This window comes from Massilia sp. BGA-UO-ETr-WB1, assembly GCF_059567845.1.
The window spans coordinates 1-25,550 of the sequence record NZ_JCAQOT010000024.1 but is presented as its reverse complement, the minus strand read 5'-3'; the positions used below and the strand labels follow the sequence as shown (position 1 = coordinate 25,550).

Annotated in this window: 20 protein-coding genes and 2 pseudogenes; 13 read left to right on the top strand and 9 right to left on the bottom strand. The window is 65.0% G+C overall.

The window, feature by feature from the left end:
* Positions 1–6 precede the first annotated feature (6 nt).
* Together AC56DV_RS13195 and AC56DV_RS13190 are read right to left on the bottom strand one after the other, a co-directional pair.
* A complete protein-coding gene (locus AC56DV_RS13195) occupies positions 7–1,119 on the bottom strand; it encodes a DUF3466 family protein (RefSeq protein ID WP_496314749.1) in 1,113 nt (370 codons plus the stop codon).
* A gap of 132 nt (positions 1,120–1,251) precedes the next feature.
* Positions 1,252–2,346, bottom strand: a complete 1,095-nt coding sequence (locus AC56DV_RS13190; protein WP_496314748.1) for a PEP-CTERM sorting domain-containing protein — start codon at positions 2,344–2,346, stop codon at positions 1,252–1,254.
* A gap of 127 nt (positions 2,347–2,473) precedes the next feature.
* Here AC56DV_RS13190 and AC56DV_RS13185 point away from each other — a divergent pair, with 127 nt between their 5' ends.
* The 3 genes from AC56DV_RS13185 (at position 2,474) to AC56DV_RS13175 (ending at position 5,107) form a co-directional block, all read left to right on the top strand.
* Positions 2,474–3,739 carry an MFS transporter gene (locus tag AC56DV_RS13185; protein ID WP_496314747.1) on the top strand — a complete coding sequence of 422 codons (1,266 nt, stop codon included), beginning with the start codon at positions 2,474–2,476 and terminating at the stop codon, positions 3,737–3,739.
* Between the two features lie 94 nt (positions 3,740–3,833).
* Positions 3,834–4,190 (top strand): nuclear transport factor 2 family protein, encoded by a 357-nt coding sequence (locus tag AC56DV_RS13180; RefSeq protein ID WP_496314746.1) that lies wholly within the window; start codon positions 3,834–3,836, stop codon positions 4,188–4,190.
* Positions 4,191–4,261: 71 nt separating this feature from the next.
* Complete coding sequence (locus tag AC56DV_RS13175) at positions 4,262–5,107, top strand: helix-turn-helix domain-containing protein (RefSeq protein ID WP_496314745.1); 846 nt, start codon at positions 4,262–4,264, stop codon at positions 5,105–5,107.
* Positions 5,108–5,121: 14 nt separating this feature from the next.
* On the opposite strand, the gene AC56DV_RS13170 is transcribed toward AC56DV_RS13175, so the two are convergent.
* Positions 5,122–5,580 carry a nuclear transport factor 2 family protein gene (locus tag AC56DV_RS13170; protein WP_496314744.1) on the bottom strand — a complete coding sequence of 153 codons (459 nt, stop codon included), beginning with the start codon at positions 5,578–5,580 and terminating at the stop codon, positions 5,122–5,124.
* 128 nt (positions 5,581–5,708) lie between these two features.
* Here AC56DV_RS13170 and dinB point away from each other — a divergent pair, with 128 nt between their 5' ends.
* Positions 5,709–6,875, top strand: coding sequence for a DNA polymerase IV (dinB, locus tag AC56DV_RS13165; RefSeq protein ID WP_496314743.1), 1,167 nt, complete (start codon positions 5,709–5,711; stop codon positions 6,873–6,875).
* Between the two features lie 58 nt (positions 6,876–6,933).
* Complete coding sequence (locus AC56DV_RS13160; protein WP_056399834.1) at positions 6,934–7,830, top strand: recombination-associated protein RdgC; 897 nt, start codon at positions 6,934–6,936, stop codon at positions 7,828–7,830.
* 45 nt (positions 7,831–7,875) lie between these two features.
* Here the strand turns inward: AC56DV_RS13160 and AC56DV_RS13155 are convergent, their stop codons facing one another.
* A complete protein-coding gene (locus AC56DV_RS13155) occupies positions 7,876–9,411 on the bottom strand; it encodes a class I SAM-dependent methyltransferase (protein ID WP_496314742.1) in 1,536 nt (511 codons plus the stop codon).
* Between the two features lie 34 nt (positions 9,412–9,445).
* Complete coding sequence (locus AC56DV_RS13150) at positions 9,446–9,931, bottom strand: asparaginase domain-containing protein (RefSeq protein WP_496314741.1); 486 nt, start codon at positions 9,929–9,931, stop codon at positions 9,446–9,448.
* 116 nt (positions 9,932–10,047) lie between these two features.
* Here AC56DV_RS13150 and AC56DV_RS13145 point away from each other — a divergent pair, with 116 nt between their 5' ends.
* On the top strand, positions 10,048–10,800 hold the full coding sequence (locus AC56DV_RS13145; RefSeq protein WP_496314740.1) for an L-asparaginase: 753 nt from the start codon (positions 10,048–10,050) through the stop codon (positions 10,798–10,800).
* Between the two features lie 78 nt (positions 10,801–10,878).
* Here the strand turns inward: AC56DV_RS13145 and AC56DV_RS13140 are convergent, their stop codons facing one another.
* The gene (locus tag AC56DV_RS13140; RefSeq protein ID WP_496314739.1) at positions 10,879–11,883 is read right to left on the bottom strand and encodes a D-2-hydroxyacid dehydrogenase family protein; all 1,005 of its coding nucleotides are present in this window, start codon (positions 11,881–11,883) and stop codon (positions 10,879–10,881) included.
* Between the two features lie 343 nt (positions 11,884–12,226).
* Here AC56DV_RS13140 and AC56DV_RS13135 point away from each other — a divergent pair, with 343 nt between their 5' ends.
* The 3 genes from AC56DV_RS13135 (at position 12,227) to AC56DV_RS13125 (ending at position 15,683) form a co-directional block, all read left to right on the top strand.
* On the top strand, positions 12,227–14,083 hold the full coding sequence (locus AC56DV_RS13135; RefSeq protein ID WP_496314738.1) for a phosphoenolpyruvate carboxykinase (GTP): 1,857 nt from the start codon (positions 12,227–12,229) through the stop codon (positions 14,081–14,083).
* 94 nt (positions 14,084–14,177) lie between these two features.
* Entirely contained in the window at positions 14,178–14,795 is a 618-nt protein-coding gene (locus AC56DV_RS13130) for a TetR/AcrR family transcriptional regulator (RefSeq protein ID WP_496314737.1), read from the top strand.
* Between the two features lie 210 nt (positions 14,796–15,005).
* The gene (locus tag AC56DV_RS13125; RefSeq protein WP_496314736.1) at positions 15,006–15,683 is read left to right on the top strand and encodes a 2-hydroxychromene-2-carboxylate isomerase; all 678 of its coding nucleotides are present in this window, start codon (positions 15,006–15,008) and stop codon (positions 15,681–15,683) included.
* A 30-nt stretch (positions 15,684–15,713) separates the two neighbouring features.
* Here AC56DV_RS13125 and AC56DV_RS13120 read toward each other — a convergent pair whose 3' ends face one another.
* Positions 15,714–17,147, bottom strand: a complete 1,434-nt coding sequence (locus AC56DV_RS13120) for an aldehyde dehydrogenase family protein (protein WP_496314735.1) — start codon at positions 17,145–17,147, stop codon at positions 15,714–15,716.
* Between the two features lie 208 nt (positions 17,148–17,355).
* On the opposite strand from AC56DV_RS13120, the gene AC56DV_RS13115 reads away from it, so the two are divergent.
* A complete protein-coding gene (locus AC56DV_RS13115; RefSeq protein WP_496314734.1) occupies positions 17,356–19,155 on the top strand; it encodes a DUF885 domain-containing protein in 1,800 nt (599 codons plus the stop codon).
* A 7-nt stretch (positions 19,156–19,162) separates the two neighbouring features.
* Here AC56DV_RS13115 and AC56DV_RS13110 read toward each other — a convergent pair whose 3' ends face one another.
* The gene (locus AC56DV_RS13110; protein WP_496314733.1) at positions 19,163–20,074 is read right to left on the bottom strand and encodes an AraC family transcriptional regulator; all 912 of its coding nucleotides are present in this window, start codon (positions 20,072–20,074) and stop codon (positions 19,163–19,165) included.
* 4 nt (positions 20,075–20,078) lie between these two features.
* Complete coding sequence (uvrA, locus tag AC56DV_RS13105; RefSeq protein ID WP_496314732.1) at positions 20,079–22,940, bottom strand: excinuclease ABC subunit UvrA; 2,862 nt, start codon at positions 22,938–22,940, stop codon at positions 20,079–20,081.
* A 245-nt stretch (positions 22,941–23,185) separates the two neighbouring features.
* On the opposite strand from uvrA, the gene ssb reads away from it, so the two are divergent.
* The 3 genes and pseudogenes from ssb to AC56DV_RS13090 form a co-directional block, all read left to right on the top strand.
* On the top strand, positions 23,186–23,686 hold the full coding sequence (gene ssb, locus AC56DV_RS13100) for a single-stranded DNA-binding protein (protein WP_057154034.1): 501 nt from the start codon (positions 23,186–23,188) through the stop codon (positions 23,684–23,686).
* A 693-nt stretch (positions 23,687–24,379) separates the two neighbouring features.
* A pseudogene (locus AC56DV_RS13095) lies at positions 24,380–24,454 on the top strand (hypothetical protein); the annotation flags it as partial.
* A gap of 15 nt (positions 24,455–24,469) precedes the next feature.
* A pseudogene (locus tag AC56DV_RS13090) lies at positions 24,470–25,550 on the top strand (heme utilization protein); the annotation flags it as partial.

The window sequence follows — 25,550 nt, the reverse complement described above, 5'->3', positions numbered from 1 at the left end:
CCGATGTCAGATGGCCGCATGGCGGGACTGCGCGGAGGCCGGCCGCAGCGGTTTGCGCAAGCGGTACAGCAGGCCCAGTCCGGCTAGCAGCATCAGGCCCGTGCCAGGCTCGGGTACCGGGCTGAGCAGCATGCCGAAGCAGCCCTGGCCGGCTCCGCAGACGGTGCCGGTGATCTGGGCGCTGTCGTTGATGTCGTAGACCGCGTCCACGTAAAGGCCGCTGTTGGCCGGCAGCAGGTGGTTCAGGTTGTAGGTGACACCGTCGCTGACCAGGAAGCTGAAACTGCCGTTGCCGATCACTTGTCCCTGGTTGTTGATGGCCATCGCCCAGCTGTCCACGCCCGGCGCGAACGTGCCCAGGGGCTGCATCACGCCGTCCTTGTAAATAACGGCGCGTTGACGTGTGGACGCATCTTCGCCCGTCAGGTCGGAACCGACCACCACGCCGGCGTCGTTGATGTCATTGGCTGCGGCAAAGCGGCCGTCGCTGAGGACGCCCAGGTCCACCATGCCGCTGCCGTCGTGGCGGAACATGTGGAAGTCGCCGTCGGCGGTTTGCGCCGAGCCCACCACCACGCCGGCTTCGTTCATCCCGCCGAGGTAACTGTGGGTGCCGCCCAGCGCGCCCAGCAGCGTGCTGACGCCGTTGACCGATGTGTAGGCGTAGCCTTCGCCGTTAAAGTACTGGGTACCCGCCACCTTGCCGGCGTTGTTGATGCCGCTCAGGTAGTTGTATTTGCTCGGCGGCGTGATCGGCGACGGCACCATGGTGGTCACGCCGTTGGCGTACACCGCCGGCTGCGCCATGTAGGTTTCGTACCTGAAGTCGATCAACTCACCGGCGATTTTTCCATCGGCGCTGATGGCCCCCACGCGGTTGATGGGCGTGTCGAGCATGGTGTGGACGCCGTCCTTCCACTGGTAGGCGCGCAGCGCGCTGCTGACCGGATCCACCAGCACGCCGACCACCAGGCCGTCGTTGCTGATGCGGGTGTTGATGGCGTTGACGGTGTTGGCTTTGCCGAGCAGCGTCAGCTTGTATTGCGGCGCGGCGGCCAGGGCTGGCGCGGAAAACAATGGGCAAAGCAGTAGCAGTAGCAATCCTTTTGGTAGTTGCATGGTAAGCCTCGAGGCGAATGGGGTTGGCGCCGGACGGACGCCCGGCCTTCCGATGCTAGCCGCGAATCCGGCGCCGCAGCGCCACGCTGACCTAACGCAACCGTGCGGAATCGATACCGTTTTGCAAGGCCTCTACACGGACTGCGCGGTCCGGCGCAAGCGGTACAGCAGGCCCAGTCCGGCCAGCAGCATCAGGCCTGTGCCCGGCTCGGGAACCGGGCTGAGCAGCATGCCGAAGCAGCCGGCGCCCACGGCGCAGGCGGTGCCGGTGATCTGGCCGCTGTCGTTGATGTCGTGCACCGCGTCGATGCGGAAACCGTAGTTGGCCGTCAGCAGGTCGCTCAGCTTGTAGGTCACGCCGTCGCTCACCAGGAAGCTGTAAGTGCCGTTGCCGATGACCTGTCCCTGGTTGTTGATGGCCGTCGCAGTGCTGTTCTCGCCCGGCGCGAATGTGCCTAGGGGCTGCAGCACGCCGCCCAGGTAAATCAGGGCACGGGAGTAGCCGTTCGAGTCGGGGCCCGCCAGATCGCCCCCGACCACCACGCCGGCGTCGTTGATGTCATTGGCGGCGATGTAGCGCCCGTCGCTGAGGGCGCCCAGGTCCACCATGCCGCTGCCGTCGTGGCGGAACATATGCCAGTCACCGTTGGCGATTTCCGCCGCGCCCACCACCACGCCGGCCTCGTTCATCCCGCCGACGAAGCTATGGGTGCCGCCCAGCGCGCCCAGCGGCGTGCTGACGCCGTTGAACGAGGTGTAGGCGTAAGCCTGGTAGTCGATGTACTGGGTGCCCGCCACCTTGCCGGCGCTGTTGATGCCGCTCAGGGAGTAGCTTGGCTCCGCTTGCGCGATTGGCGGCGGCACCATGGTGGTGGTGCCGTTCGCATAGATTGCCGCCCGCGCCAGACGGTTTTCGGAACCGTAGTCGATCACCTCGCCGGCGATTTTGCCGTCGGCGCTGATCGCGCCGACGTGGTTGATGGACGTGTCGAGCATGGTGTAGACGCCGTCTTTCCACAGGTAGGCGCGCAGCGCGCTGGTGACCGGATCCTGCCGCACGCCGGCCACCAGGCCGTCGTTGTTGATGCGGGTGTCGATGAAGTAGCTGGTGTCGCTGGTGTTGCCGGTGCCTAGCAGCGTCATTTGGTATAGCGGTGCGGCGGCCAGTGCAGGGCCGGTGAACAGCGGGCAAAGCAGTAGCAGTAGCAATCCTTTTGGTAGTTGCATGATAAGCCTCGTGGCGGAAGGAGTTGACGCCGGACGGAGGCCCGGCACCATCGATGCTAATCCTGAACACGGCGCTTCAGCGCCACGCTGCCTTAACGCAACCGTATGGAGTGTGCCATCATTGCGCATGGATAAAATCGCCCCCGACACCCTGTACGGCAAGGTCAGCCTTCGCCTGGTTCCCTTCCTGTTCCTGTGCTACGTGGCCGCCTACCTGGACCGGGTGAACGTGGGTTTCGCCAAGCTCGGCATGCAGGCCGACCTGCAGTATTCGGACACCGTGTACGGCCTGGGCGCCGGCATTTTCTTCATCGGCTATTTCCTGTTCGAGGTGCCGTCCAACCTGCTGATGGCCAAGGTCGGCGCGCGCGTGTGGATCGCCCGCATCATGATCAGTTGGGGCCTGATTTCGGCCGCGCTGATGTTCGCCACCACCCCGGCCAGCTTCTACGTGCTGCGCTTCCTGCTGGGCGTGGCGGAGGCCGGCTTCTTCCCCGGCATCATCCTGTACCTGACCTACTGGTATCCGGCCGAACGCCGCGCCCGCATCGTGGCGCTGTTCATGAGCGGGGTGGCGGTGGCGGGGGTGGTGGGCGGCCCGCTGTCGGGCTGGATCATGCGCGCCTTCGACGGCGACCTCGGCCTGCAAGGCTGGCAGTGGCTGTTTCTGCTGGAAGGCATCCCGTCCGTGCTGCTGGGCGCGTGGACGCTGTTCTACCTGGACGACGGCATCCGCAGCGCGCGCTGGCTCAGCGAGGACGAGAAGCAGTACCTGGAGCGCGCCATCAGCGCGGAGGCCAGCGGCAAGCAGCGCTTGCCGCTGGGCCAACTGTTCGCCAGCGGCAAGGTGTGGCTGCTGGCGCTGGTCTACTTCCTGTTCGTGATGGGCTTGTACGGCGTGAGCTTCTGGCTGCCGCAGCTGGTGCGCAACACCGGCGTGCAGGACGTGTTCCAGGTCGGCCTGCTGACGGCCATCCCCTACGGCGTGGCGGCGCTGGCCATGGTGCTGGCGGCGCGCCACTCGGGCCGCAGCGGCGAGCGGCGCTGGCACGCCGCCATCGCCGCCTTTCTGGGCGCGGCCGGCCTCACAGCGTGCACCTGGTACGGCCACGACACCCTGCTGGCCATGCTGGCGCTGAGCTTGGCCACGGCCGGCATCCTGTCCACTTTTCCCATCTTCTGGAGCCTGCCGACCGGCATGCTGGGCGGCACGGCGGCGGCGGCCGGCATCGCGCTGATCAACTCGGTGGGCAACCTGGCCGGCTTCGTCAGCCCCTACCTGGTGGGCGCGGTGAAGGACGCCACCGGCAGTCCCGCCATCGGCATCTACCTGGTGGCGGCCAGCCTGGCGCTGGGCGGGGTGGTGGTGCTGGCCGGCGTTAAACGGGCTTGACTGCGGACTTGATTACCTGGGACGTAATCGCCGCGCGGCGCCGCTTTCGGGAGAATGGTTCTGTCGATAACGACATAACCCACAGGAGAGCATCATGCACAACGCTACGCACATCGCCGAACAATACCTGTCCGCCTGGAACGAGCGCGACCCTTCCGCCCGCCGCGCCAAGGTGGCCTGCGCCTTCACGCTGGACGCCAGCTACCTCGATCCGATGATGCGCGGCGACGGCCACACCGGCATCGACGCCATGATAGGCGCGGCGCAAGGCCATTTCCCAGGCATGCAGTTCGTGTTGGACGGTACGCCTGACGGCCACAACGACGTGGTGCGCTTCTCCTGGTCGCTGGGCTTGCCCGGTGCCGAGCCGGTGGCGCGCGGCACCGACGTGGCCACCGTCAGCAACGATGGCCGGTTGGTGAAAGTCACCGGCTTCCTGAACCAGGCCTGAGCCCGCAGACAAGACCAGGAGACGATCATGAGCAACGCCAACGCCGCCCACATCGTCATCGCGGAGCCCGCATGAGCGCCGCCGCACCCGGCCAGTACTTCAGCGATTTCGCGGCCGCGCTGCGCTACTGGCGCGGCAAGCGCGGCCATAGCCAGCTGCGGCTGTCCATTGAAAGCGGCATTTCGCAGCGCCACATCAGTTTCCTGGAAAGCGGGCGCTCGCAGCCCAGCCGCGAGCTGATCCTGAAGCTGGGCGTGGTGCTCGACATCCCGCTGCGCGAGCGCAACGTGATGCTGCTGGCGGCAGGTTACGCGCCGGCCTACCAGGAGCGCAAGATGGACGACCCGGAACTGCGCGCCGTCAAGCAGGCGCTCGATTTCATGCTGGCCCAGCAGGCGCCGTACCCGGCGCTGGTAGTGGACCGGCTGTGGAACCTGGTGATGAGCAACGAGCCGGCCAACCGTTTCTTCAAATGGCTGCTCGGCATGCCGGACGACGCGCCGATCCCGCGCGACGGCAGCATCAACGTGCTCAAGCTGACCCTGGCGCCGGACGGCCTGCGGCCCTGGCTGCAGAACTGGGAAGAGGTCGGCGCCGACCTGCTGCACTGGATACAGCGCGAAGCCATGAGCGACGGTCCCGGCAGCGAGGCCAGCGCGCTGCTGTCCGAGCTGCGCGCGCTGGCGGGCATGCCGGGCGCCGGCGCCGGGCCGGCCGGGCTGGTCCCCAACCTCGACCGCCGCACCTTGCCCTTCCTGCCGCTGACCGTGCGCAAGGACGGCGTGGAGCTGAACCTGTTCACCACCATCACCACGCTGGGCACGCCGCACGACGTCACCGTGCACGAACTGCGGCTTGAAGCCTTCTTCCCGGCCGATGAGGCGAGCGCAGCCTGGTTCCGCGCGCGCCATGGTTGAGCTTGGTTGAAAGTTTATTGTCGGCTGGTCTGCCGTTTTTCATCGTGGTACTGCCACAGCACGTTGATGATTTTCCACTCGCTGCGCTGGTTCTTGTACAGGTGCATATAGTCGATCCACTCGTCGGCCGTCAGTTTCACCGTCGCCACGCGCTTGTCGATGTCCAGGATCTTGATGTCCACGCGCGGGGACGGCGGAAACTTGTTGCCGTTCTTGTTGTAAGTCCTGGCCACTTTCAGCATGGTCTCGTAGTCCGTCTGCATGACGAATTCGGTCCCGTCCGCCGCTTGCCAGTAAGTCCGCTTGGCCAGCTGCCGGTCCAATCCCCGCTCCATCAGCGCGGGGTCCGCCTTGTGCTGCGATTCGATATAGTCCAGCACGGCCCGTTCGATCGCCTGCTGGTCCGCAGCATCCGCAGCGTGGGACAGGAGGGGCAAGAGCGCCAAGGTCAACAGCATCAGAACACGTTTCATAAGGTCCGGCCCTTCTTGAATAGTTGGCAAGAGAGCCCCATGAGAACACGAACCCGGCCATCGTGGCAATGGCGCCGGATACTGTATATAATTACAGTATCACAATTTTTGCCCCGCCCAGTCACGCCATGGCCGAAACGCACCGCATTGCCCACCTCGACATGGATGCGTTCTACGCGTCCGTGGAGTTGCTGCGCTACCCGGAACTGCGCGGCCAGCCGGTGGTGATCGGCGGCGGTTCGCGCCACCAGCCGGTGCTGCAGCCGGACGGCACCCGCAAGTTCTCCCGCCTGCGCGACTACGTGGGCCGGGGCGTGGTCACCACCTCCACCTACGAGGCGCGCGCGCTGGGCGTGTTCTCCGCCATGGGCACCATGAAAGCGGCCGCGCTGGCGCCGGACGCCGTGCTGCTGCCCACCGACTTCGACTCCTACCGCCGCCTGTCGCGCCAGTTCAAGGCCGCCGTGGCCGAGATCGCGCCCCATATCGAAGACCGCGGCATCGATGAAATCTACATCGACCTGAGTGAACATGAAGAGGACACGCGCGCGCTGGCGCTGCGCATCAAGCAGGCCGTCAAGGACGCCACCGGCCTGTCCTGCTCGATCGGCATCGCGCCCAACAAGCTGCTGGCCAAGATCTGCTCCGACCTGGACAAGCCCAACGGCCTGACCATCGTCTCGCACGACGACGTGCCCACCCGCATCTGGCCGCTGGCGGTGCGCAAGGTCAACGGCATCGGCCCCAAGGCGGACGCCAAGCTGGCCGCGCTCGGCATCGAGACCGTGGGCCAGGTGGCCGCCGCCGACGAGGCGCTGCTGCAGGAGCACTTCGGCCTGAACTACGCCAGCTGGCTCAAGCGCGTCGCGCACGGGCTGGACGAGCGCGCCGTGGTCACCAGCCACGAGCCTAAATCCATCAGCCGCGAAACCACCTTCGAGCGCGACCTGCACGCCAGGCACGACCGCGAAGCGCTGTCGGACATCTTCACCCGGCTGTGCCAGCGCCTGGGTGAGGACCTTGAGCGCAAGCGCTATGTCGGCCGCACGGTGGGCATCAAGCTGCGCTACTCGGACTTCAGCAGGGTGACGCGCGACGTCACCCTGCCGGCCCCCACGGCGGACGCGGCCGTCATCCGGCGCGCCGCCGGCGAATGCCTGCGGCGGGTCCCGCTGGACCAGCGTCTGCGCCTGCTGGGCGTGAAAATCAGCGCCCTGTCCAGCATGGACGATCCCGGCCTGCTCCAATCCGCAACACGCAAGCCGCAGCAGGGCGATCTTTTCGCGGACCTGTAACGCGCGCGTGTAAAATGTCGTTCCCCCAGAATTTAGTTGAACAAAGGCAAACTCAAATATGTGGTTCAAGAATCTGCAAATCTACCGTCTGCCCGCGCCCTGGGCATTTACTCCAGAACAACTCGAAGCAGCGCTGAGCACCAATGCGTTCTCGCCGGCCAGCAGCAATGAATTGCTGCGCCAGGGTTGGGACAAGCCGCGTCCGAACGGCGGCCTGGTGCACGTGGTCAACAATCAGATGCTGATCCTCCTGGGCACCGAGAAAAAACTGCTGCCGGCCACCGTCATCAACCAGGTGGCCAAGGCCCGCGCGGCCGAGATGGAAGAAGCGCAAGGTTTCGCTCCCGGCAAGAAAGCCATGAAGGAACTGAAGGAACGCGTGGCCGACGAGCTGCTGCCGCGCGCCTTCTCGATCCGCGGCAACGTGTGGACCTGGATCGACCCGGTCAACGGCTGGCTGGTGGTGGACGCCGCCAGCCCGGCCAAGGCCGACGAAGTGATCAAGCTGCTGCTGAAAGCGGTCGACCGCATGCCGCTGGAAAGCCTGCGCGTGCAGCGCTCGCCGGTGGGCGTGATGACCGAATGGCTGCAGGCGGACGATTCGCCGGTGGGCTTCACGGTGGATATGGACACCGAGCTGCGCGCCACTGGCGAGAGCAAGGCCGCCGTGCGCTATGTGCGCCACACGCTGGAAGCGGACGAAGTGCGCCGCCACATCGCCGCCGGCAAGCAGTGCACCCGCCTGGCCATGACGTGGGAAAGCAAGATCTCCTTCACCCTGACCGAGTCGCTGGCGCTGAAAGGCATCAAGCCGCTGGACGTGCTGAAGGAAACCGAATCGAGCACCCGCAACGACGACGAGCGTTTCGACGGCGACTTCATGCTGATGACCGGCGAACTGAGCAAGATGATGGCCGACGTGGTCGAAGCCCTGGGCGGCGAAGCGAAAGCCTAAAAAAATAAACCCGCGCAAGCGGGTTTATTTTTGGGGTTGGTATTTTTAAGCGGCGATGCCCATGCCCAGCAGGATGGGCAGGGTGTACTCGGCGAAATTGTCGGCCAGGCGGCGCAGTTCGGCCAGCTGCGCCTCCGGTTCCATCGGCCGGCCCTCCTTCTGCAAGCGCTGGTTCTGGCTCAGCAGCACGTCATTGGCGTACGCCACCCATTCGCCCGGCTCGGTCTTGCCCTGCTGGCGCGCCAGCAGGAACAGCTGGCCGAAGCGGTCCACCGCAAAGCCGCCGCCCGTCACGGGCGAGGCCAGGAAGCTGACGTCGGTGCCGGTCACTGCGGTCTGGCACAGGTGGCGGTTCAGGCGTTCGGCTTGCGGCCGCGCGCCGGCAATGGCGACCTCGTCCTGCACCGCTTGCACGTAGCCGTAGGCCGCCAGGATGAACACGGCCTGGATGATCTTCCCGGTATTCAAGCCCTGGTCCGCGCACGCGGCTTCGATGTCGGCAATCGAGTGCGGCAGATGGTCGGCCAGCGCGTCCAGCACCGGCACGTACACGGCGTCCTGCAGGGTGATGTCGCCCAGCGGGCCCTTCACTTTCAGTACCGCGTCCTTGCGCGGCACGGCCAGCAGCACCTGCTGCTGGCGCAGCAGGCCGATGCGGGCCGGGTCGCTCAGGCGGCGCGGCCCGCGCACCCAGTAGTCGCGCCGGAACTGCTGGTTGACCATGAAGTCGCGCACGGTTTCGCGGAACACGGCATCGGGGATGTCGTTCAGCAGGGCCTGCTGCTCGGCGGTCAGGCTGAGCATGTCCATGTGGTCAAGGTAGTGCGCCGAGCAGGCGAAACTGAGCTTGGCCTCTTCCAGCTGCTGCGCCATGGCGGCAAACGACATCGGCACCCAGTCGCGGTTGAAATACTCGTGCGCCACGTAGTTGCGGTTCATGCCCTTCAGGCGCTCGATGCGGTCGGCCACGCCGGGATTTTGCTGCAGGAAGGCGGGCTGGGTGGCGAACAGTTTCTCCACGAACGCGATCGACTCGTCGATGCGCGGCACGATGCCCTTGCCCAGGCTGCCCATTACGTGGCTGTGCTCGGTGAGCAGGTCGCGTACCGGCGCCATCGCGGCCCAGCCCGGCTGGGTGTTGTAGCTGATGTAAAGCACGCCGCCCGGCTTGAGCTTGCGGCGCACGAAGTCGACGATGACAGCGCGGTTGGCGTCGGAGATCCAGCTCCAGATGCCGTGCAGGCCGATGAAGTCGAAGTCGGGCAGGCCGGGGCGGTTGCAGAATTCGGCGAAGGACTGGTCGTGCAGCTGGGCGTGCGCGTCGGAGGCGGTGGCCAGCTCCTGCGCGAAGGCGGCCTGCGACGGGTTGAAGTCGGTGCCGTGCCACTCGGTCACGGAAGCGGCGGCATGCATGTTGATACTGACGCCCTGGCCGAAGCCCAGTTCGCAAGCGGTGCCCACTTCCGGGAACGCCAGGCCGGCGTTGAGGAAGGCCAGCTTGATGCGCAGCGGATTCAGTTCCGAATACAGGCCATAGGTATAGCCGATGTTGGACACATAGCCGGAAGACCATTCAGACATTGCGGTTCCTATCGTGAGAGTAATGAAGCTTATTTTACAGAGGCTGGAACACGCCGGCCGCACGGTTCTTCTGCACGTTGTCCCAGCTGAAAATGCGGCCGTTCATGGCCACGTACACGCCGGCCGGCAGGGTCTGCGCCACGCCGCAGGCGAAGCCCAGGTTGAACAGCGCGTCCGAATTGGCGATTTCGTAGGGAATCATGGCGCCGGTCAGTACGATGGTCTGGCCGAGCGCGGCCGCGCCCAGCACGGCGGCGGTTTCCTTCATGGTGTCGGTGCCGTGCACGATGACGATGGCCTTTTCCTCGGCCGCGCGGCAGGATTCCAGCACGCGTTCGCGGTCGGCGTCCTGCATGTCCAGCGAGTCCAGCAGCGGCAGCAGCTCCAGTGCGGCGCCGACCGTCATGCGCGACCGCGCGATGGCTTGAGGCAGATGGCTGTCGGCGAAGGCCAGCGTGCCGTTCAGTTCGTTGTAGTGCTTGTCGAAAGTGCCGCCGGTGGCGATGATGCGCAAGGTCATGATGGATCCGTGATAGGGAATGAGCAAGAGAATGGCGCATGATAACTTGATCGACACTCATCTGGAAACTTCGGCATACTGCGACTACACTGGTTTCTTTTGTTCGGCAGGCATCCATGAAAGCGCTCGCACCCGGTACTGTTATTTTCCACCGCCATCGCGGCTATGGCGTGATCACGGCCGTCAATTTGCTGACCGGCTGGATCGCCGCGCGCTTTGGCAGCGAGTCGCGCACGCTGGACCTGAACCTGTCCACCGACGAAGTGCAGTTTGCCGACGGCGAGGCCATCCTGTTCCGGCGCGCGCCGCCGGACCGCATGCCGCACGCGCGGCTGATGGCCATGGTGCGCGAGCTGCACCGGGCCGGCTATCAAAAGCTGTACCTGTACTCCTGGCCCAAGCCGTCCGGCCTGCACTGGCGCTGGCACTTGTTCACCGGCCCGCGCGACTGGATGCAGCGTTCCTGGCGCGAAGGCTGGTACGGTTCGGGCGCCGACTACAACGTCAACCCGGTGATGGGCTGGGGCGACACGCCGGGCGCCGGCACCAGCGAGCTGATCGACGCGCTGGCCCGTTTCGACCCGCAAGGCCTGGCGCAGGCGCTGGGCCGCGACGAAGACCACGCCGCCTGGTTCGCCCACGTCTGCGACAAGCTGCTGCCGGGCTATATGTACAGCCTGGACATGGCGCGACCCGACGGCGGCCCGCTGACGGACATGCCGCCGGTGCCGGTGATCCCGGTGCGCGCCACGCTGCCGCCGTACAGCGGCCCCGACCTCGCCTGGCCGCCCGGCTGGGCCGGCCTGTGGACCAAGGTCCACGCCATGCCCATGCCCCGTCCCAACCTCACCGGCATCCCCGAAACCTGAGAGCCGTCAGCTGTTCCCGATTAGGCGAACTGAGCCGCATTCGGGGTCTGACGGGGACGCCGAGTCCCCGAATGCGGCTCAGTTCGCTTGGCGGGGATGGGCGGCGTAGGCGGGGTTGAGGATGGTCTTGCAGTTGCCGTTGGTGAAGTCGAGCAGGTTCTGGAAGGCGTGCTGGAAGTACAGCTCGTAGCTGTCCTTTTCCACGTAGCCGAGGTGGGGCGTGGCCAGCACGTTGGGCATGCGCAGCAGCACGTTGTCCTGCGGCAGCGGTTCGTCCACGTAGACGTCCAGCGCGGCGGCGCCCGGCGCGCCCAGCTTCAGCGCCGCTTCCAGCGCGCCGTCGGCCACCAGCTCGGCGCGGCTGGTGTTGACGAACAGCGCGCCCGGCTTCATGCGCGCCAGGTCTTCCGCCGTGACGATGCCGCGCGTGCCGTCGGCCAGCCGCAGGTGCAGGCTGAGCACGTCCGCCTCGGCGAAGAATTGCTCGCGCGACGCGGCCGCCGTGTAGCCGTCCGCCACCGCCGCGTCGCGGCTGGCCTGCCCGCCCCAGACCATCACTTTCATGCCGAAAGCCTTGCCGTAGCCGGCGATCAGCTTGCCGATCTTGCCGTAGCTCCAGATCGCCAGCGTGCGGCCCTTGAGCACCGTGCCCACCGTGTTGTATTCCGGCAGGTTGGACACGGTCTGCCACAGCCCGGCCCGCAGGTTGGCCGCGTACGGCACGATCTTGCGCTGCGCCGCCATGATCAGCGCCCACGTCAGCTCGGCCGGCGCGGTGGGCGAGCCGACGCCTTCGGCGATGGCAATGCCCAGCTCGGTGGCGGCGGCCACGTCGATGTGGCCGCTGACCTTGCCGGTCTGCGAAATCAGCTTCAGATTGGGCAGCTTGGACAGCAGCGCGCGGGAGAATTCGGTGCGCTCGCGTATCAGCACCAGCGCCTCGAACGGCGCCAGCCGGGCCGCCAGCTGGCCCACGCCGCGGCTGGAATTGTTGAATATTTTGACATCATGGCCGTCCAGCAAACGGAAGCAGTCCAGGCTGCGCGCGGCGTCCTGGTAGTCGTCGAGAATTGCTATCTTCATAATTGTGCAAGGGTTTTTGACAGGGTTTCGTAGCGAAATAACGGGTTTGATAATTTCCAGAATAGCTTACTACTTCAGTCAACCAATTTTCCTACAAATTTGGCTGAATCGCGGGGGCCCGGGTGTACAATCCCCAGCAATTTGGAGCCCGACAGTGGGTTCCCGCAATACGTTCCATCAGCACTGTTACATAATTGGTGCTGCGCGCCCGGTGAGGGCGCACCGACATGACCGCCGTACCGCCGAAGCATTAAAGAATGCCTTTCCGAGCGCAAGCCACAAGCTGACGACGATCTGCCGTGCCGGGACAAGACAAGAATTCTTTATTGGCATTGGAGGTACTATGAATCAGCCCGTTATGACTGGCGTTGCAGCACTGAACGTCCCAGCTTACATCAAACACCAGAAACTCATCGACTGGGTGGCCGAAGTGGCCGCGCTGACCCGTCCGGCCCGCATCTACTGGTGCGACGGCTCGCAGGAAGAGTATGACCGCCTGTGCGGCGAAATGGTGGCCGCCGGCACGATGAAAAAGCTGAACCAGGAACTGCGTCCGAATTCCTACGTGGCCTGCTCGGACCCCACCGACGTGGCGCGCGTGGAAGACCGCACCTTCATCTGCTCGAAAACCAAGGAAGAGGCCGGCCCCACCAACAACTGGATGGCCCCGGCCGAAATGCGCACCACCCTGAACGGCCTGTTCGACGGCTGCATGGCCGGCCGCACGCTGTACGTGGTGCCGTTCTCGATGGGCCCGCTGGGCTCGCCGATCGCCCACATCGGCGTCGAGCTGTCCGATTCGCCCTACGTGGCCGTCAACATGCGCATCATGACGCGCATGGGCAAGGCCGTGTACGACGTGCTGGGTACGGACGGCGACTTCGTGCCTGCCATCCACACCGTGGGCGCGCCGCTGGCCGAAGGCCAGAAGGACGTCGCGTGGCCATGCAACGCCACCAAGTACATCGTGCATTTCCCGGAAACCCGCGAAATCTGGTCCTACGGTTCCGGCTACGGCGGCAACGCGCTGCTGGGCAAGAAATGCTTCGCGCTGCGCATCGCGTCGAACATGGGCTTCCAGGAAGCGCAGTCCGGCAACAGCGCCGGCTGGCTGGCCGAGCACATGCTGATCCTGGGCGTGGAGTCGCCGGAAGGCAAGAAGCACTACGTGGCTGCCGCCTTCCCGTCGGCCTGCGGCAAGACCAACTTCGCCATGCTGATCCCGCCTGCCAGCTTCAACGGCTGGAAAGTGACCACCATCGGCGACGACATCGCCTGGATCAAGCCGGGCGCGGACGGCCGCCTGTACGCCATCAACCCGGAAGCGGGCTACTTCGGCGTGGCCCCCGGCACCAACACCAAGACCAACTCGAACTGCATGGCCTGCCTGGGCGAGAACACCATCTTCACCAACGTCGCGCTGACCGACGAAGGCGACGTGTGGTGGGAAGGCCTGACCAAGGAAGCGCCTGCGCACCTGGTCGACTGGCAGGGCAAGGACTGGACCCCGGCCTCCGGCACCAAGGCCGCCCACCCGAACGCGCGCTTCACCGTGGCCGCCACCCAGAACCCGGTCATCGACCCGGCCTGGGACGACCCGGCCGGCGTGCCGATCTCGGCCTTCATCTTCGGCGGCCGCCGCTCCACCACCGTGCCGCTGGTGACCGAAGCGCGCAGCTGGGTGGAAGGCGTGTACATGGCAGCGACCATGGGTTCCGAAACCACCGCCGCCGCCGCCGGCCAGATGGGCGTGGTGCGCCGCGACCCGTTCGCCATGCTGCCGTTCATCGGCTACAACATGAGCGACTACTTCCAGCACTGGCTGAACCTGGGCCGGAAGGTCGGCGCCAACGCACCGAAGATCTACTGCGTGAACTGGTTCCGCACTGACGCCGACGGCAAGTTCGTCTGGCCCGGCTTCGGCGACAATATGCGCGTCCTGAAGTGGATGCTGGAACGCATCGACGGCCAGGCCAGCGGCGTGGAAAACGTGTTCGGCGTGACCCCCGAGTTCAAGGACCTGAACTGGGACGGCCTGAACTTCACGCAGGAGCAGTTCGACCAGATCACCTCGATCGACAAGAACGCCTGGACCGAAGAACTGAAGCTGCACGCCGAGCTGTTCGAGAAGCTGGCCTACCACCTGCCGCAGGAACTGGTGGCCACCAAGGCTGAAATCGAGAAGCGCCTGGCCAACTAAGCAGGCAGCATCCCGAAAAATGGCGCGTCTTCGGACGCGCCATTTTTTTTGCTTATTTTGTTTACATTTCGCACAGGTGTGCTAAAGTTTGGGCATGAACACTCTTTCCAGCAAAAGCGAAGCCACTTACACCACCATCCTGGGCACCGCCTACCAGATGGCGGCGGCCGACGGCATCGGCAAGCTGTCGCTGGGCGAGGTGGCCAAGCGCACCGGCATCAGCAAGAGCGGCGTGTTTTCCCGCGTCGGCTCGCTGGAAGCCTTGCAGGGCGACGTGCTGGACGAGTACGACCGCCGCTTCGCCGAGGATGTGTTCATGCCCTCGCTCAAGCTGGCGCCCGGCTTGCCGCGCCTGGTGGCGCAGGTGGAGCGCTGGATCATGCGCTGCCGCGACACCGGCCCGGGCTCCGGCTGCCTGTACACGGCGGGCGCGTTCGAGTTCGACGACCTGGACGGCGCGCTGCGCGACCGCCTGCAGCAAGGCGTGGAACGCTGGCGCGCCTCGCTGCGCAAGACCGTGCGGCAGGCCATGGAACTGGGCCATCTGCGGCCCGATACCGATGCGGAACAGCTGGTGTTCGAGATTTCCTGCCTGATCGTGGGCTTGCTGCACGATACCCGCTTCATGCGCGACCCGGCCGCGCCGGACCGCATGATGCTGGCGTTCAGCCGCCTGATTTCAACGTATAAAAGCTTCACCTACCACGGATGACGGCCGCAGCCGACAACGCGGTGGCCGGTTGCGCCGCCGTTTTTTTTCAACTAGTTTCGCACACCCGTGCGAAAAAGGAGAGCATCATGACCAAAGCCATCTTCCTCACCGTCGTCGCCTGCTGCCTGCTGTTCAGCCCCCGGCTGGTGGATGCGCTGCGTGCGCTGCCGGACAGTAACGACGAATTCGGCCTGTGCTGAGAGGGCCGCCATGGAACCGATAGATTTCTACTTCGACTTCGGCTCGCCCTACGGCTACTTCGCCGCCACCTGCATCGATGAGCTGGCGGCGCGCCACCGGCGCGAAGTGCGCTGGCATCCCATCATGATGGCGGCGGTGTTCGAGACCACCGGCGGCATGCCCTTGCCGATGGTGCCCATCAAGGGCAACTACGTGCAGCACGACATGGACCGCACCGCGCGCCAGCACGGCATCGTCTACCGCCAGCCGGCCACCTTCCCGCAGCTGCTGCTGGGCGCGCCGCGCGCCATGCTGTGGATACGGCAGGAATTCGGCGATGAACTGGCGGTGCGCTTTGCCAAGCGCTGCCTGCAGGCCTATTTCGCCGACCGCGTGGACGTGGCGGACGACGAGGGGCTGGGCGGTATCGCGGCCGGCCTGGGCGTGCCTGCCCAGGCCTTGCTGGCCGCCATCCGCACGCGCGAAGTGAAGGAGCTGCTGAAGCAGGAAACCGCCGCCGCCATGGCGCGCGGCGTGTTCGGCTCGCCCTTCGTCATCGCCGACAAGGAGCCGTTCTGGGGCTTCGACCGTTTCGGCCAGCTGGAAGCGTGGCTGGCCGGCGGCGGCGTGTCGTGGAGCTATTGGGCGCGCAAGCCCAAGGTGGTCTCCAGCCTTGGTCACCGCACCGCGCCGCGCGTGCAGGCTTAGCGGCCTAGGCGTACAGGTCAGGCGTGCAGGTCAGGCGTATTGCGAGGCCTCGCCCAGGATGGCCTTCGGCTCCAGGTAGGAGTCCAGCCCGTACGGCCCGAACTCGCGGCCGATGCCGGACTGCTTGAAGCCGCCGAACGGCGCGATCAGGTCGTCGTGCACGCCGTTGATGTGCACCCGCCCCGCCACCAGCTGCGCCGCCACGCGGCCGGCGCGCGCCAGGTCGGTGGAGCTGACGTAGGCTTGCAGGCCGTAAGGCGTGTCGTTGGCCATGGCGATGGCCTGCTCCTCGGTGTCGTAGGTGAGGATGGACAGCACCGGCCCGAAGATCTCCTCGCGCGCAATCGTCATGTCCGGCGTCACGTTGGCGAACACGGTGGGCTTGACGAACCAGCCTTGCTCCAGGCCCGCAGGCTGGCCCGGGCCGCCCGTGAGCAGCTCGGCGCCTTGCTCGATGCCGCTGCGGATGTAGTGCTGCACGCGCTCGAACTGCTTGCGCGTGACCATCGGCCCCAATGTGACGGCAGGATCGCGCGGATCGCCCACCACCACCGCTTCGGCGGCGGCGATGGCCAGCTGCTTCACCTGTTGCAGGCGGTGCGCGGGCACCAGCAGGCGCGAACCGGCGATGCAGGCCTGGCCGTTGTTCATATAGCAGGCCTGGATCGCCGTAGGCACCGCCTTGTCGAAGTCGGCGTCGTCCAGCAGCACGTTGGCGCTTTTGCCGCCCAGTTCCAGCGTCACGCGCTTCATGCTGTCCACCGCGGCGCGCGCGATGGCCTTGCCCACGGCGGTGGAGCCGGTGAAGGAAATCTTGCTGATGTCCGGGTGCGCGCTGAGCTCCGCGCCCACCACGTCGCCGCGCCCGTTGACGATGTTGAACACGCCCGGCGGCAGGCCGGCCTGGTGCAGGCATTCGGCCAGGATCTGCGTCTGCCGGGCGCTCAGTTCACTGGGCTTGATCACCAGCGTGCAGCCGGCGGCAATCGCCGTGGCCAGCTTGTTGGCCACGAACCACGCGCTGGAATTCCACGGCGTGATCACGCCCACCACGCCCACCGGCTCCAGCACCACGGTGGCTTTGCCCACGGTTTTCACGAACGCGTGTTCTTCCATCACCCGCTTCACGTCCAGGAACATCTTCGCCGTGTACTGCGAGCGGCCGATGCTGCTGGCGCAGGTGCCGCCGTATTCCTCCATCAGCGCGGCGGCCGCTTCGTCCGCGCGCGCCAGCACCGCGTCGTGCAGGCGCTGCAAATACTCGCCGCGCTGCGCGATGCTGCTGCGGGAGAACGAGGGGAATGCCGCTTTGGCGGCGGCGATGGCGCGCCGCGCATCCTCCGCGTCGCCCAGCCGGACCCGGCCCGCCAACTGGCCGGTGCTGGGATTGACCAGGTCTGCCAGCTCTGTGCCGTGCGGGGTGGTGAACTGGCCGTTGATGTAGATTTTGTCGATGATGCGCATGCTGTCCGCTCCTGTTGAATGTCGTGCAGCCATTCTAGGAAGCGCAGGCCGCGTGCGGCAGTGCCATTCCTGCCGCATGTTTGCCTGATTCTGCCGGTCCCGCCATTGTGCAATCCATGCCTTTGTTTTAACGTTTCGTCACAAACCGCCCGCTGCCGGCGGTTTGTGCATTTACAGTGCACGCTCACCCTTTTTTTCGTAGGCCACCATGACCAAAATGAACCGCCTCGGCGCCGCCAGCGCGCTGCTGTTTTCCCTCATCCTCGGCCCGGTCCACGCCCAGGCGCCCGACCTGGAAAACCGCCGCGCCGCGCTCAACAGCCTGATCAAGGAGCAGTGGGAATACACCATGCGCAACAGCCCGGAGTGGGCCTCGCTGCTGGGCGACAAACGCTACAACGACAAGTGGTCCGATTTTTCGCAAGCCGGCATCGAAGCCGACACCAGGGCCACGCTGGAATTCCTGAAGCGCTTCGAAGCCATCGACAGTTCCGGTTTTCCGCTGCAGGAGAAGCTCAATCATGAGTTGATGCTGCGCCAGTTGCGGGAGAGTGCCGAGGGCGCGCGCTTCAAGGACTGGCAAATGCCGCTGGCGCAGAACTCCGGCGTGCACATCGATCTGCCGCAGATCGTTTCCGCGCTGCCGTTCGAGACCGTGAAGGATTACGAGGACTACATCAAGCGCCTGCGCACGCTGCCGGCCCTGTTCGAGCAGACCCGCGTGCAGATGGAGAACGGCGTGCGCGAGGGCCTGATGCCGCCCAAGTTCCTGATCCCGAAAATCGTCAAGCAGTGCGAAACCGTGGCCGCCATGAAGGCTGGCGCTTCGCCGTTCGCCGAGCCGCTGAAGAAATTCCCGAAAGACTTCTCCGCCGCCGACAAGGCGCGCCTGAGCAAGGAGATCCTGGCCGCGATCCAGAAGGACGTGGCGCCTTCCTACAAGAAGCTGGCCGTGTACGTGAAGACCAAGTACCAGCCGCATGGCCGCACCGAGGTGGGCATGTGGTCGCTGCCGGACGGCGCTGCGCGCTACAGCTTCAAGGCCAAGTCCTCCACCACCACCGACATGGCGCCGGAAGAGATCCACCAGCTCGGCCTGGCCGAGGTGGCGCGCATCGAGGCGCAGATGCTGGGCGTGGCGCAGAAGCTGGGTTTCAAGGATCTGAAGAGTTTCAACAAGGCGCTGGCCGCCAATCCCAAGCTGCATCCGAAATCGCGCCAGGAGATCGTCGACCTGTACCAGAAATACACGGATCAGATGTACACCCAGCTGCCGCAGCAGTTCGGCATCCTGCCCAAGGGTAAGGTCGAGATCCGCCGGGTAGAGGAGTTCCGCGAGAAGGGCGAAGCCGCCGCTTCCTATATGCCCGGTTCGCCGGACGGCAAGCGCGCCGGCCGCGTGATGGTCAACACCGGCGACTTCGCCAAGCGCTCCACCATCGGCATCGAGACCACGGCGCTGCACGAGGGCGTGCCGGGCCACCATATGCAGATCGCCATCGCGCAGGAAATCGAAGCGCTGCCGAGCTTCCGCCAGCAGGGCAACTACACCGCCTACGCCGAAGGCTGGGCGCTGTATTCGGAGCGCCTGGGCCAGGAGCTGGGCTTCTTCAAGGATCCCTATAGCTACTACGGCCACCTGCAGGACGAAATGCTGCGCGCGATCCGCCTGGTGGTGGACACCGGCCTGCATTACAAGAAGTGGAGCCGGCAGCAGGTGGTGGACTTCTTCCACGACCATTCCGGCATCGAGGAAGTGGACGTGCAGAGCGAGACCGACCGCTATATCGTCTGGCCGGGCCAGGCGCTGGGCTATAAGATCGGCCAGCTGAAAATCCTGTCGCTGCGCGACTACGCAAAGAAGGAACTGGGCGGCCAGTTCGACATCCGCAAGTTCCACGACCAGGTGCTGGGCGCGGGCGCCTTGCCGATGGACGTGCTGGAGTCGCACATCAAGGAGTGGGTGGAGACGGAGAAGAAAGGCGCCACGCGCATTACCGCGCAATAACCCGCCATCACACCGCCGAGCGCAGCCTCTTCACATCCTGCATCGGCGGCGCCCCGAACAGGCGCCGGTACTCGCGGCTGAACTGGGACTGGCTCTCGTAGCCCACCTGGTAGGCCGCCGTGGCGGCGTCGGTGTCGCCGTTCAGCAGCAGGCTGCGCGCCTGCTGCAGGCGCAGCTGCTTCTGGTACTGCATCGGCCCCATGGTGGTTACCGCCTTGAAGCGGTGGTGCAGGGTGGAGACGCTCATATTGGTGGCCTGCGCCAGCTCCTCCACCAGCACCGGCTGGTTGTAGCGCTCCTTCAGCCAGGCGATGGCCTTGCTGATGCCGCGGTCCTGCTGGTCCAACACCACGTTCTGATACAGCTGGCGGCCGTGCGGACCGGTCAGCAGGCGGTAGATGATTTCCCGTTTCAGGCCCACCGCCAGGAAGGCCGCTTCCTGCGGCGGGGCGTCCTGCGCGTCCAGCAGGCACACCAGCTTGCACAAGGCGTCCTGCAAGGCCGCGTCGCAGGTGCCGACGAAAGCGCCGCGCACCGGCTGCGCGCCGTCGTGCATGTCGATGCGCGCTTCCAGCACCACGGCGGCGATTTCCGCCGGGTCGAATTCGATATTCATTAACAGGTAGGGCTGCTGCGGCGTGGCGCTGACCACGTGGCCGGAAGCGGGCAGGTCGACCGACACGGCCAGGTACTGGCCCGGGCCGTAGTCCAGCACTTCGCTGGCCAGGTGCACCCGCTTGTGCCCTTGCAGGATCACGCAGCACGAGGGCTTGAGCACGCCGCGCGTGACGGGCGTGGGCTGGGAGGAGCGCAGCAGCGACAGGAAGGGCACCGCCGTTTCGGCGCGGCCGTCGTGCGGCAGCAGCCGCGCCACGACGGCGATCATGCGATCGAGCAGTGGCGCGGCGCTTCCTTCCATGGCTTTACTTCTTCCTGGCCGGCTTGAGCAGCGGGATCAGGTATTTGCCCGTCACGCTGTCCGGATTGGCCGCCACGTCTTCCGGCGAACCGGCGGCGATGATCTGGCCGCCGCCGGCGCCGCCTTCCGGCCCCAGGTCCACGATCCAGTCCGCCGTCTTGATGACGTCCAGGTTGTGCTCGATGATGGCCAGCGTGTTGCCCTGGTCGCGCAGGCGGTGGATCACCTTCAGCAGCAGGTCGATATCGTGGAAGTGCAGGCCGGTGGTCGGCTCGTCCAGGATGTACAGCGTGCGGCCGGTGTCGCGCTTGGACAGCTCCAGCGACAGCTTGACGCGCTGCGCCTCGCCGCCGGACAGCGTGGTGGCGCTCTGCCCCAGTTTGATGTAGCCCAGGCCCACGTCCAGCAAGGTGTGCAGCTTGCGCGCGATGACCGGCACCGGCTTGAAGAACTCGTGCGCGTCCTCCACCGTCATGTCCAGCACTTCGGTGATGTTCTTGCCCTTGTAATGCACCTCCAGCGTTTCGCGGTTGTAGCGCTTGCCGTGGCAGACGTCGCACGGCACGTACACGTCCGGCAGGAAGTGCATCTCCACCTTGATCACGCCGTCGCCCTGGCACGCTTCGCAGCGGCCGCCTTTGACGTTGAAGGAGAAGCGCCCGGCGCTGTAGCCGCGCTCCTTGGCGGTCGGCACGGTGGCGAACAGGTCGCGGATCGGCGTGAACAGGCCGGTGTAGGTGGCCGGGTTCGAGCGCGGCGTGCGGCCGATCGGCGCCTGGTCCACCGCGATCACCTTGTCGAAGTGTTCCAGGCCGCTGATCGAATCGTGCGGCGAGGGTTCGGTCTGCGAACCGTACAGGTGGCGCGACAGGGCGGGGTAGAGCGTGTCGTTGATCAGCGAGGACTTGCCCGAGCCGGACACGCCGGTGATGCAGGTCATCAGGCCGACCGGCAGCTGCAGGGTCACCTTCTTCAGGTTGTTGCCGGTGGCGCCGGTGATCACCAGCTGGCGCTCCTCGTCGAACGGGTGGCGCTTCTTCGGCACTTCGATTTTCTTCGCGCCGCTCAGGTACTGCGAGGTCAGCGAGTCCTTGTTCTTCAGGATGTCCTTCAGCGAGCCGGAGGCGATCACGTCGCCGCCGTGCACGCCGGCGCCCTTGCCCATGTCGACGATGTAGTCGGCGGTGCGGATCGCGTCCTCGTCGTGCTCCACCACCAGCACGCTGTTGCCGATGTCGCGCAGGTGCTTCAGCGTGTCGATCAGGCGGTCGTTGTCGCGCTGGTGCAGGCCGATGGACGGCTCGTCCAGCACGTACATCACGCCGGTCAGGCCGGAACCGATCTGCGAGGCCAGGCGGATGCGCTGCGCTTCGCCGCCGGACAGGGTGTCGGCGCTGCGGTCCAGCGACAGGTAGTCCAGGCCCACGTTGTTGAGGAACTTCAGGCGCGAGATGATCTCCTTGACCACGCGGTCGGCGATCTCGCGCTTGGCGCCGGTCAGCTTCAGCGTTTCGAAGTATTCCAGCGAATCGCGCAGCGGCTTGCGCGACAGCTCGAAGATGGCGCGCTGCTGCTTGCCGGTGCCCACCTTCACGTAGCGCGCTTCGGTGCGCAGGCGCGCGCCGGCGCAGGACGGGCACTCCTTCTCGTTGATGAACTTGGCCAGTTCCTCTTTCACCGCCATCGAATCGGTTTCGCGGTAGCGGCGCGACAGGTTGTTCACCACGCCCTCGAAGGTGTGCTCCTTGACCACCGTGCGGCCGCGCTCATTGATATAGGCGAACGGAATGGACTGCTTGCCGGAGCCGTGCAGCACGGCTTCCTGCGCATTCTTCGGCAATTGCTCGAACGGCGTGTCCAGGTCGAACTCGTAGTAGGCCGCCAGCGCGGTCAGCATCTGGAAGTAGAACTGGTTGCGGCGGTCCCAGCCCTTGACGGCGCCCGAAGCCAGGGACAGGTTGGGGAAGGCCACGATGCGCTTCGGATCGAAGAACTCGATATGGCCCAGGCCATCGCACTCGGGGCAGGCGCCCATCGGGTTGTTGAACGAGAACAGGCGCGGTTCCAGCTCCTGCAGCGAGTAGCCGCACTCGGTGCAGGCAAACTTGTTGGAATAGACATGCTCCTGCGCAGTGTCCATTTCATAGGCCACGGCGCGGCCGTCGGCCAGGCGCAGCGCGGTCTCGAAGCTCTCGGCCAGGCGTTGCTTGATTTCCGGCGTCACCTTGACGCGGTCGATCACCACGTCGATGGTGTGCTTTTCGGTCTTCTTCAGCTTGGGCAGGTCGTCCACTTCGTAGATTTTTGCGTCATGCGTACCGCTTTGCACCCGGAACCTGACGAAACCCTGGGCCTGCATCTGCTCGAACAGGTCCACATGCTCGCCCTTGCGGTTGGCCACCACCGGCGCCAGGATCATCAGCTTGGTGCCCTCGGGCATGGCCAGCACCGCGTCCACCATTTGCGACACGGTCTGCGCGGCCAGCGCGTGGGTCGGGTGGTTGATGCAGTAGGGCGTGCCCACGCGCGCGAACAGCAGGCGCAGATAATCGTGGATCTCGGTCACGGTGCCCACCGTCGAGCGCGGGTTGTGCGAGGTGGCCTTCTGTTCGATGGAGATGGCCGGCGACAGGCCCTCGATCAAGTCCACGTCCGGCTTTTCCATCAGTTGCAGGAACTGGCGCGCGTAGGCCGACAGCGATTCAACATAGCGGCGCTGGCCCTCGGCGTACAGGGTGTCGAACGCCAGCGAGGACTTGCCGGAACCGGACAGCCCGGTAATCACGATCAGCTTGTTGCGCGGCAGATCGAGGTTGATGTTCTTGAGGTTGTGCGTACGTGCGCCGCGGATGCGGATCTGTTCCATTGTCTGAGCCTTGGGTAAAGGTAGCTAACTGCAGGGGCAAGCGGGTGAACCCGTTACTATAGCGGGGTTTGGTCCGCGCCGCCTTGCGCTGTTTGACGCAGGTCAAGGCCGCCGGACATTTATACTGTATATAATACCAGTATTCTGAAAAAATGGGCGCGGGTGGGGCCCTGCCTTGGCTTATAATCATCCTTTAGGTCAACGTCAGCCCGCTACGTGCGGCCGCAGTTCAACAGGAGTTATACATGGCATCAGTCAACAAAGTCATCATCGTCGGCAATCTGGGCCGCGATCCGGAAATTCGCTACATGCCTAGCGGTGATGCGATCGCCAACATTGCCGTTGCGACCTCGTACAAGTCGAAAGACCGCAACACCGGCGAGCAAAAAGAGCAAACCGAGTGGCACCGTATTTCCTTCTTCGGCCGCCTGGCTGAAATCGTCGGCCAGTACCTGAAAAAAGGTTCCTCTGTCTACGTCGAAGGCCGCCTGCAGACCCGCAAGTACACCGACAAGGACGGCGTCGAGAAATACGCCACCGACATCATCGCCGAGCAGATGCAAATGCTGGGCGGCCGCCAGGGCATGGGCGGCGACGCCGGCATGGACGACGGCGGCAGCTACGACGCCCCGGCCCCGCGCCAGGCGCCAGCACCACGTCCGGCACCAGCCCCGGCTCCGGCCCCGCGCCCGGCTCCGCGTCCTGCGCCGAACTTCTCGGACATGGACGACGACATCCCGTTCTAAGATCCCCAGTCCCGCCCGCTGCTGCGGGCAACATGTCAAAAACCCCATAACGTATTGAAGTTATGGGGTTTTTGCTTTTTGGTCAGCATTTTTGTGCCCACAAACAACACTTGGCGCGCGCCCTGCGCACGGGCCGCCATTGCGCATTGTGATATGCGTCCGGTTTACCCCTGTACTTTCCCCATGAGAGCCTCTTCAAGCTGCTTACTATGCTGTCTACAAGCAATTTTAATCTTGTCTTTTGAACACATGAAATGCGTTTGAGATAGCGAAAATAAGTGCAGCAGGGAAATTAAGTACGATATACTTGCCGGTGAGAATCGTAATTCCTAGGCTGGCCCGCAGACTGGCGACGGAAAAAATACCAGTCTGCAGACGCCTCAAGTGGTTTTTGCCTCACCCCGCAAAGTTTACTTAACGAAACAGTGTTTAAGGTCGCTTTGCACATAAGCCTGCTGAAATTGTCTGCCCGGATGGGGCGGCGGATAAAGCCGGCGAGCACTAAAGGTTTCGCCCAAAGTTGACGTTAAGAACGTAAACATGGGCACTTGCCGTCAAGGCTGGTAGGGCGCGAGGCGCTTGGCACCGGCTGGTAGTAGCAGTACCAACTTAGCTTGAGCTGCCCCCGACGTACTGGTCACGGTGCTGCTTTCATAAATTTTTTGCTGTCTGTAGTTCCAAGGAGAATGGAAAATGTCCAACATCGGTCTTTTAGACTCATCGCAGATTCGCGCCCTGTCGACTGAATATATTGCGGGGTTGACTACTGATGACGTCCGGACATTGACGTCCGATCAGATCTCCTGGCTCACCACGCAGCAAGTTGCGGTCCTGACCACCGCCAACATCAATGTGGCGCTGACGACCAACCAGATCCCTTCGCTGACCAGCTCGCAAGCGGCTGTGCTGAGTTCCAGCCAGCTGGCGGCCATGACCACCGCCAACCTGTCGGTCCTGGAAACGAAAGATTTCGCGGCCCTGAAGACCTCCGCCATCGGCGGCCTGAGCACGGCTCAGTTCACCAACCTGACTTCCAGCCAGGTTGGCGCCATGACGTCCGGCCAGTTGGGCGCCCTCACCACCAGCGTCATCGCCAGCGCGCTGACCACCACCCAGGTGCTGGGCCTGACCAGCAGCCAGGTCGCTGGCCTGACCTCGGCGCAAGTCGGCGCCTTCACCACGGCCAACCTGGCCGCCATGGAAACGGTTGACTTCCAGGCTCTGAAGACCAATGCCATCGCCGGCCTGAGCACCAGCCAGTTCGCTGCGCTGACCACCACCCAGATCGGCGCGCTGACCAGCTCGCAGATGGGCGCGCTGAGCACCAACGTCATCGCCAACGGCCTGACCACCGCGCAAGTGGTGGCCCTGAGCAGCACCCAGGCCGCCGGCCTGACCTCGCGCCAGATCGCCGCCCTGTCGACCGCCAACCTGGCCGCCATGGAAACGGTGGACGTGGCCGCGCTGAAGACGGGCACTATTGCCGCGCTGACCTCGTCGCAGATGGCCGCGCTGACCTCGGCGCAGGTGATCGGCCTGACCACCGCCCAAGCCGGCGCCCTGACTTCCGGCCAGCTGGCCGGCATGGAAACGGTGGATCTGGCAGCGATGGAAACGGCGGACTTCGTGTCCCTGAAGACCAGCGCCATCGCCGGCCTGAGCACCAGCCAGTTCGCCGGGCTGACCACCACCCAGATCGCCGCGCTGACCAGCTCGCAGATGGGCGCGCTGAGCACCAACGTTATCGCCAACGGCCTGACCACCACCCAGATCGTCGCCCTGAGCAGCACCCAGGCGTCCGGCCTGACCTCGCGCCAGATCGCCGCCCTGTCGACCGCCAACCTGGCCGCCATGGAAACGGTGG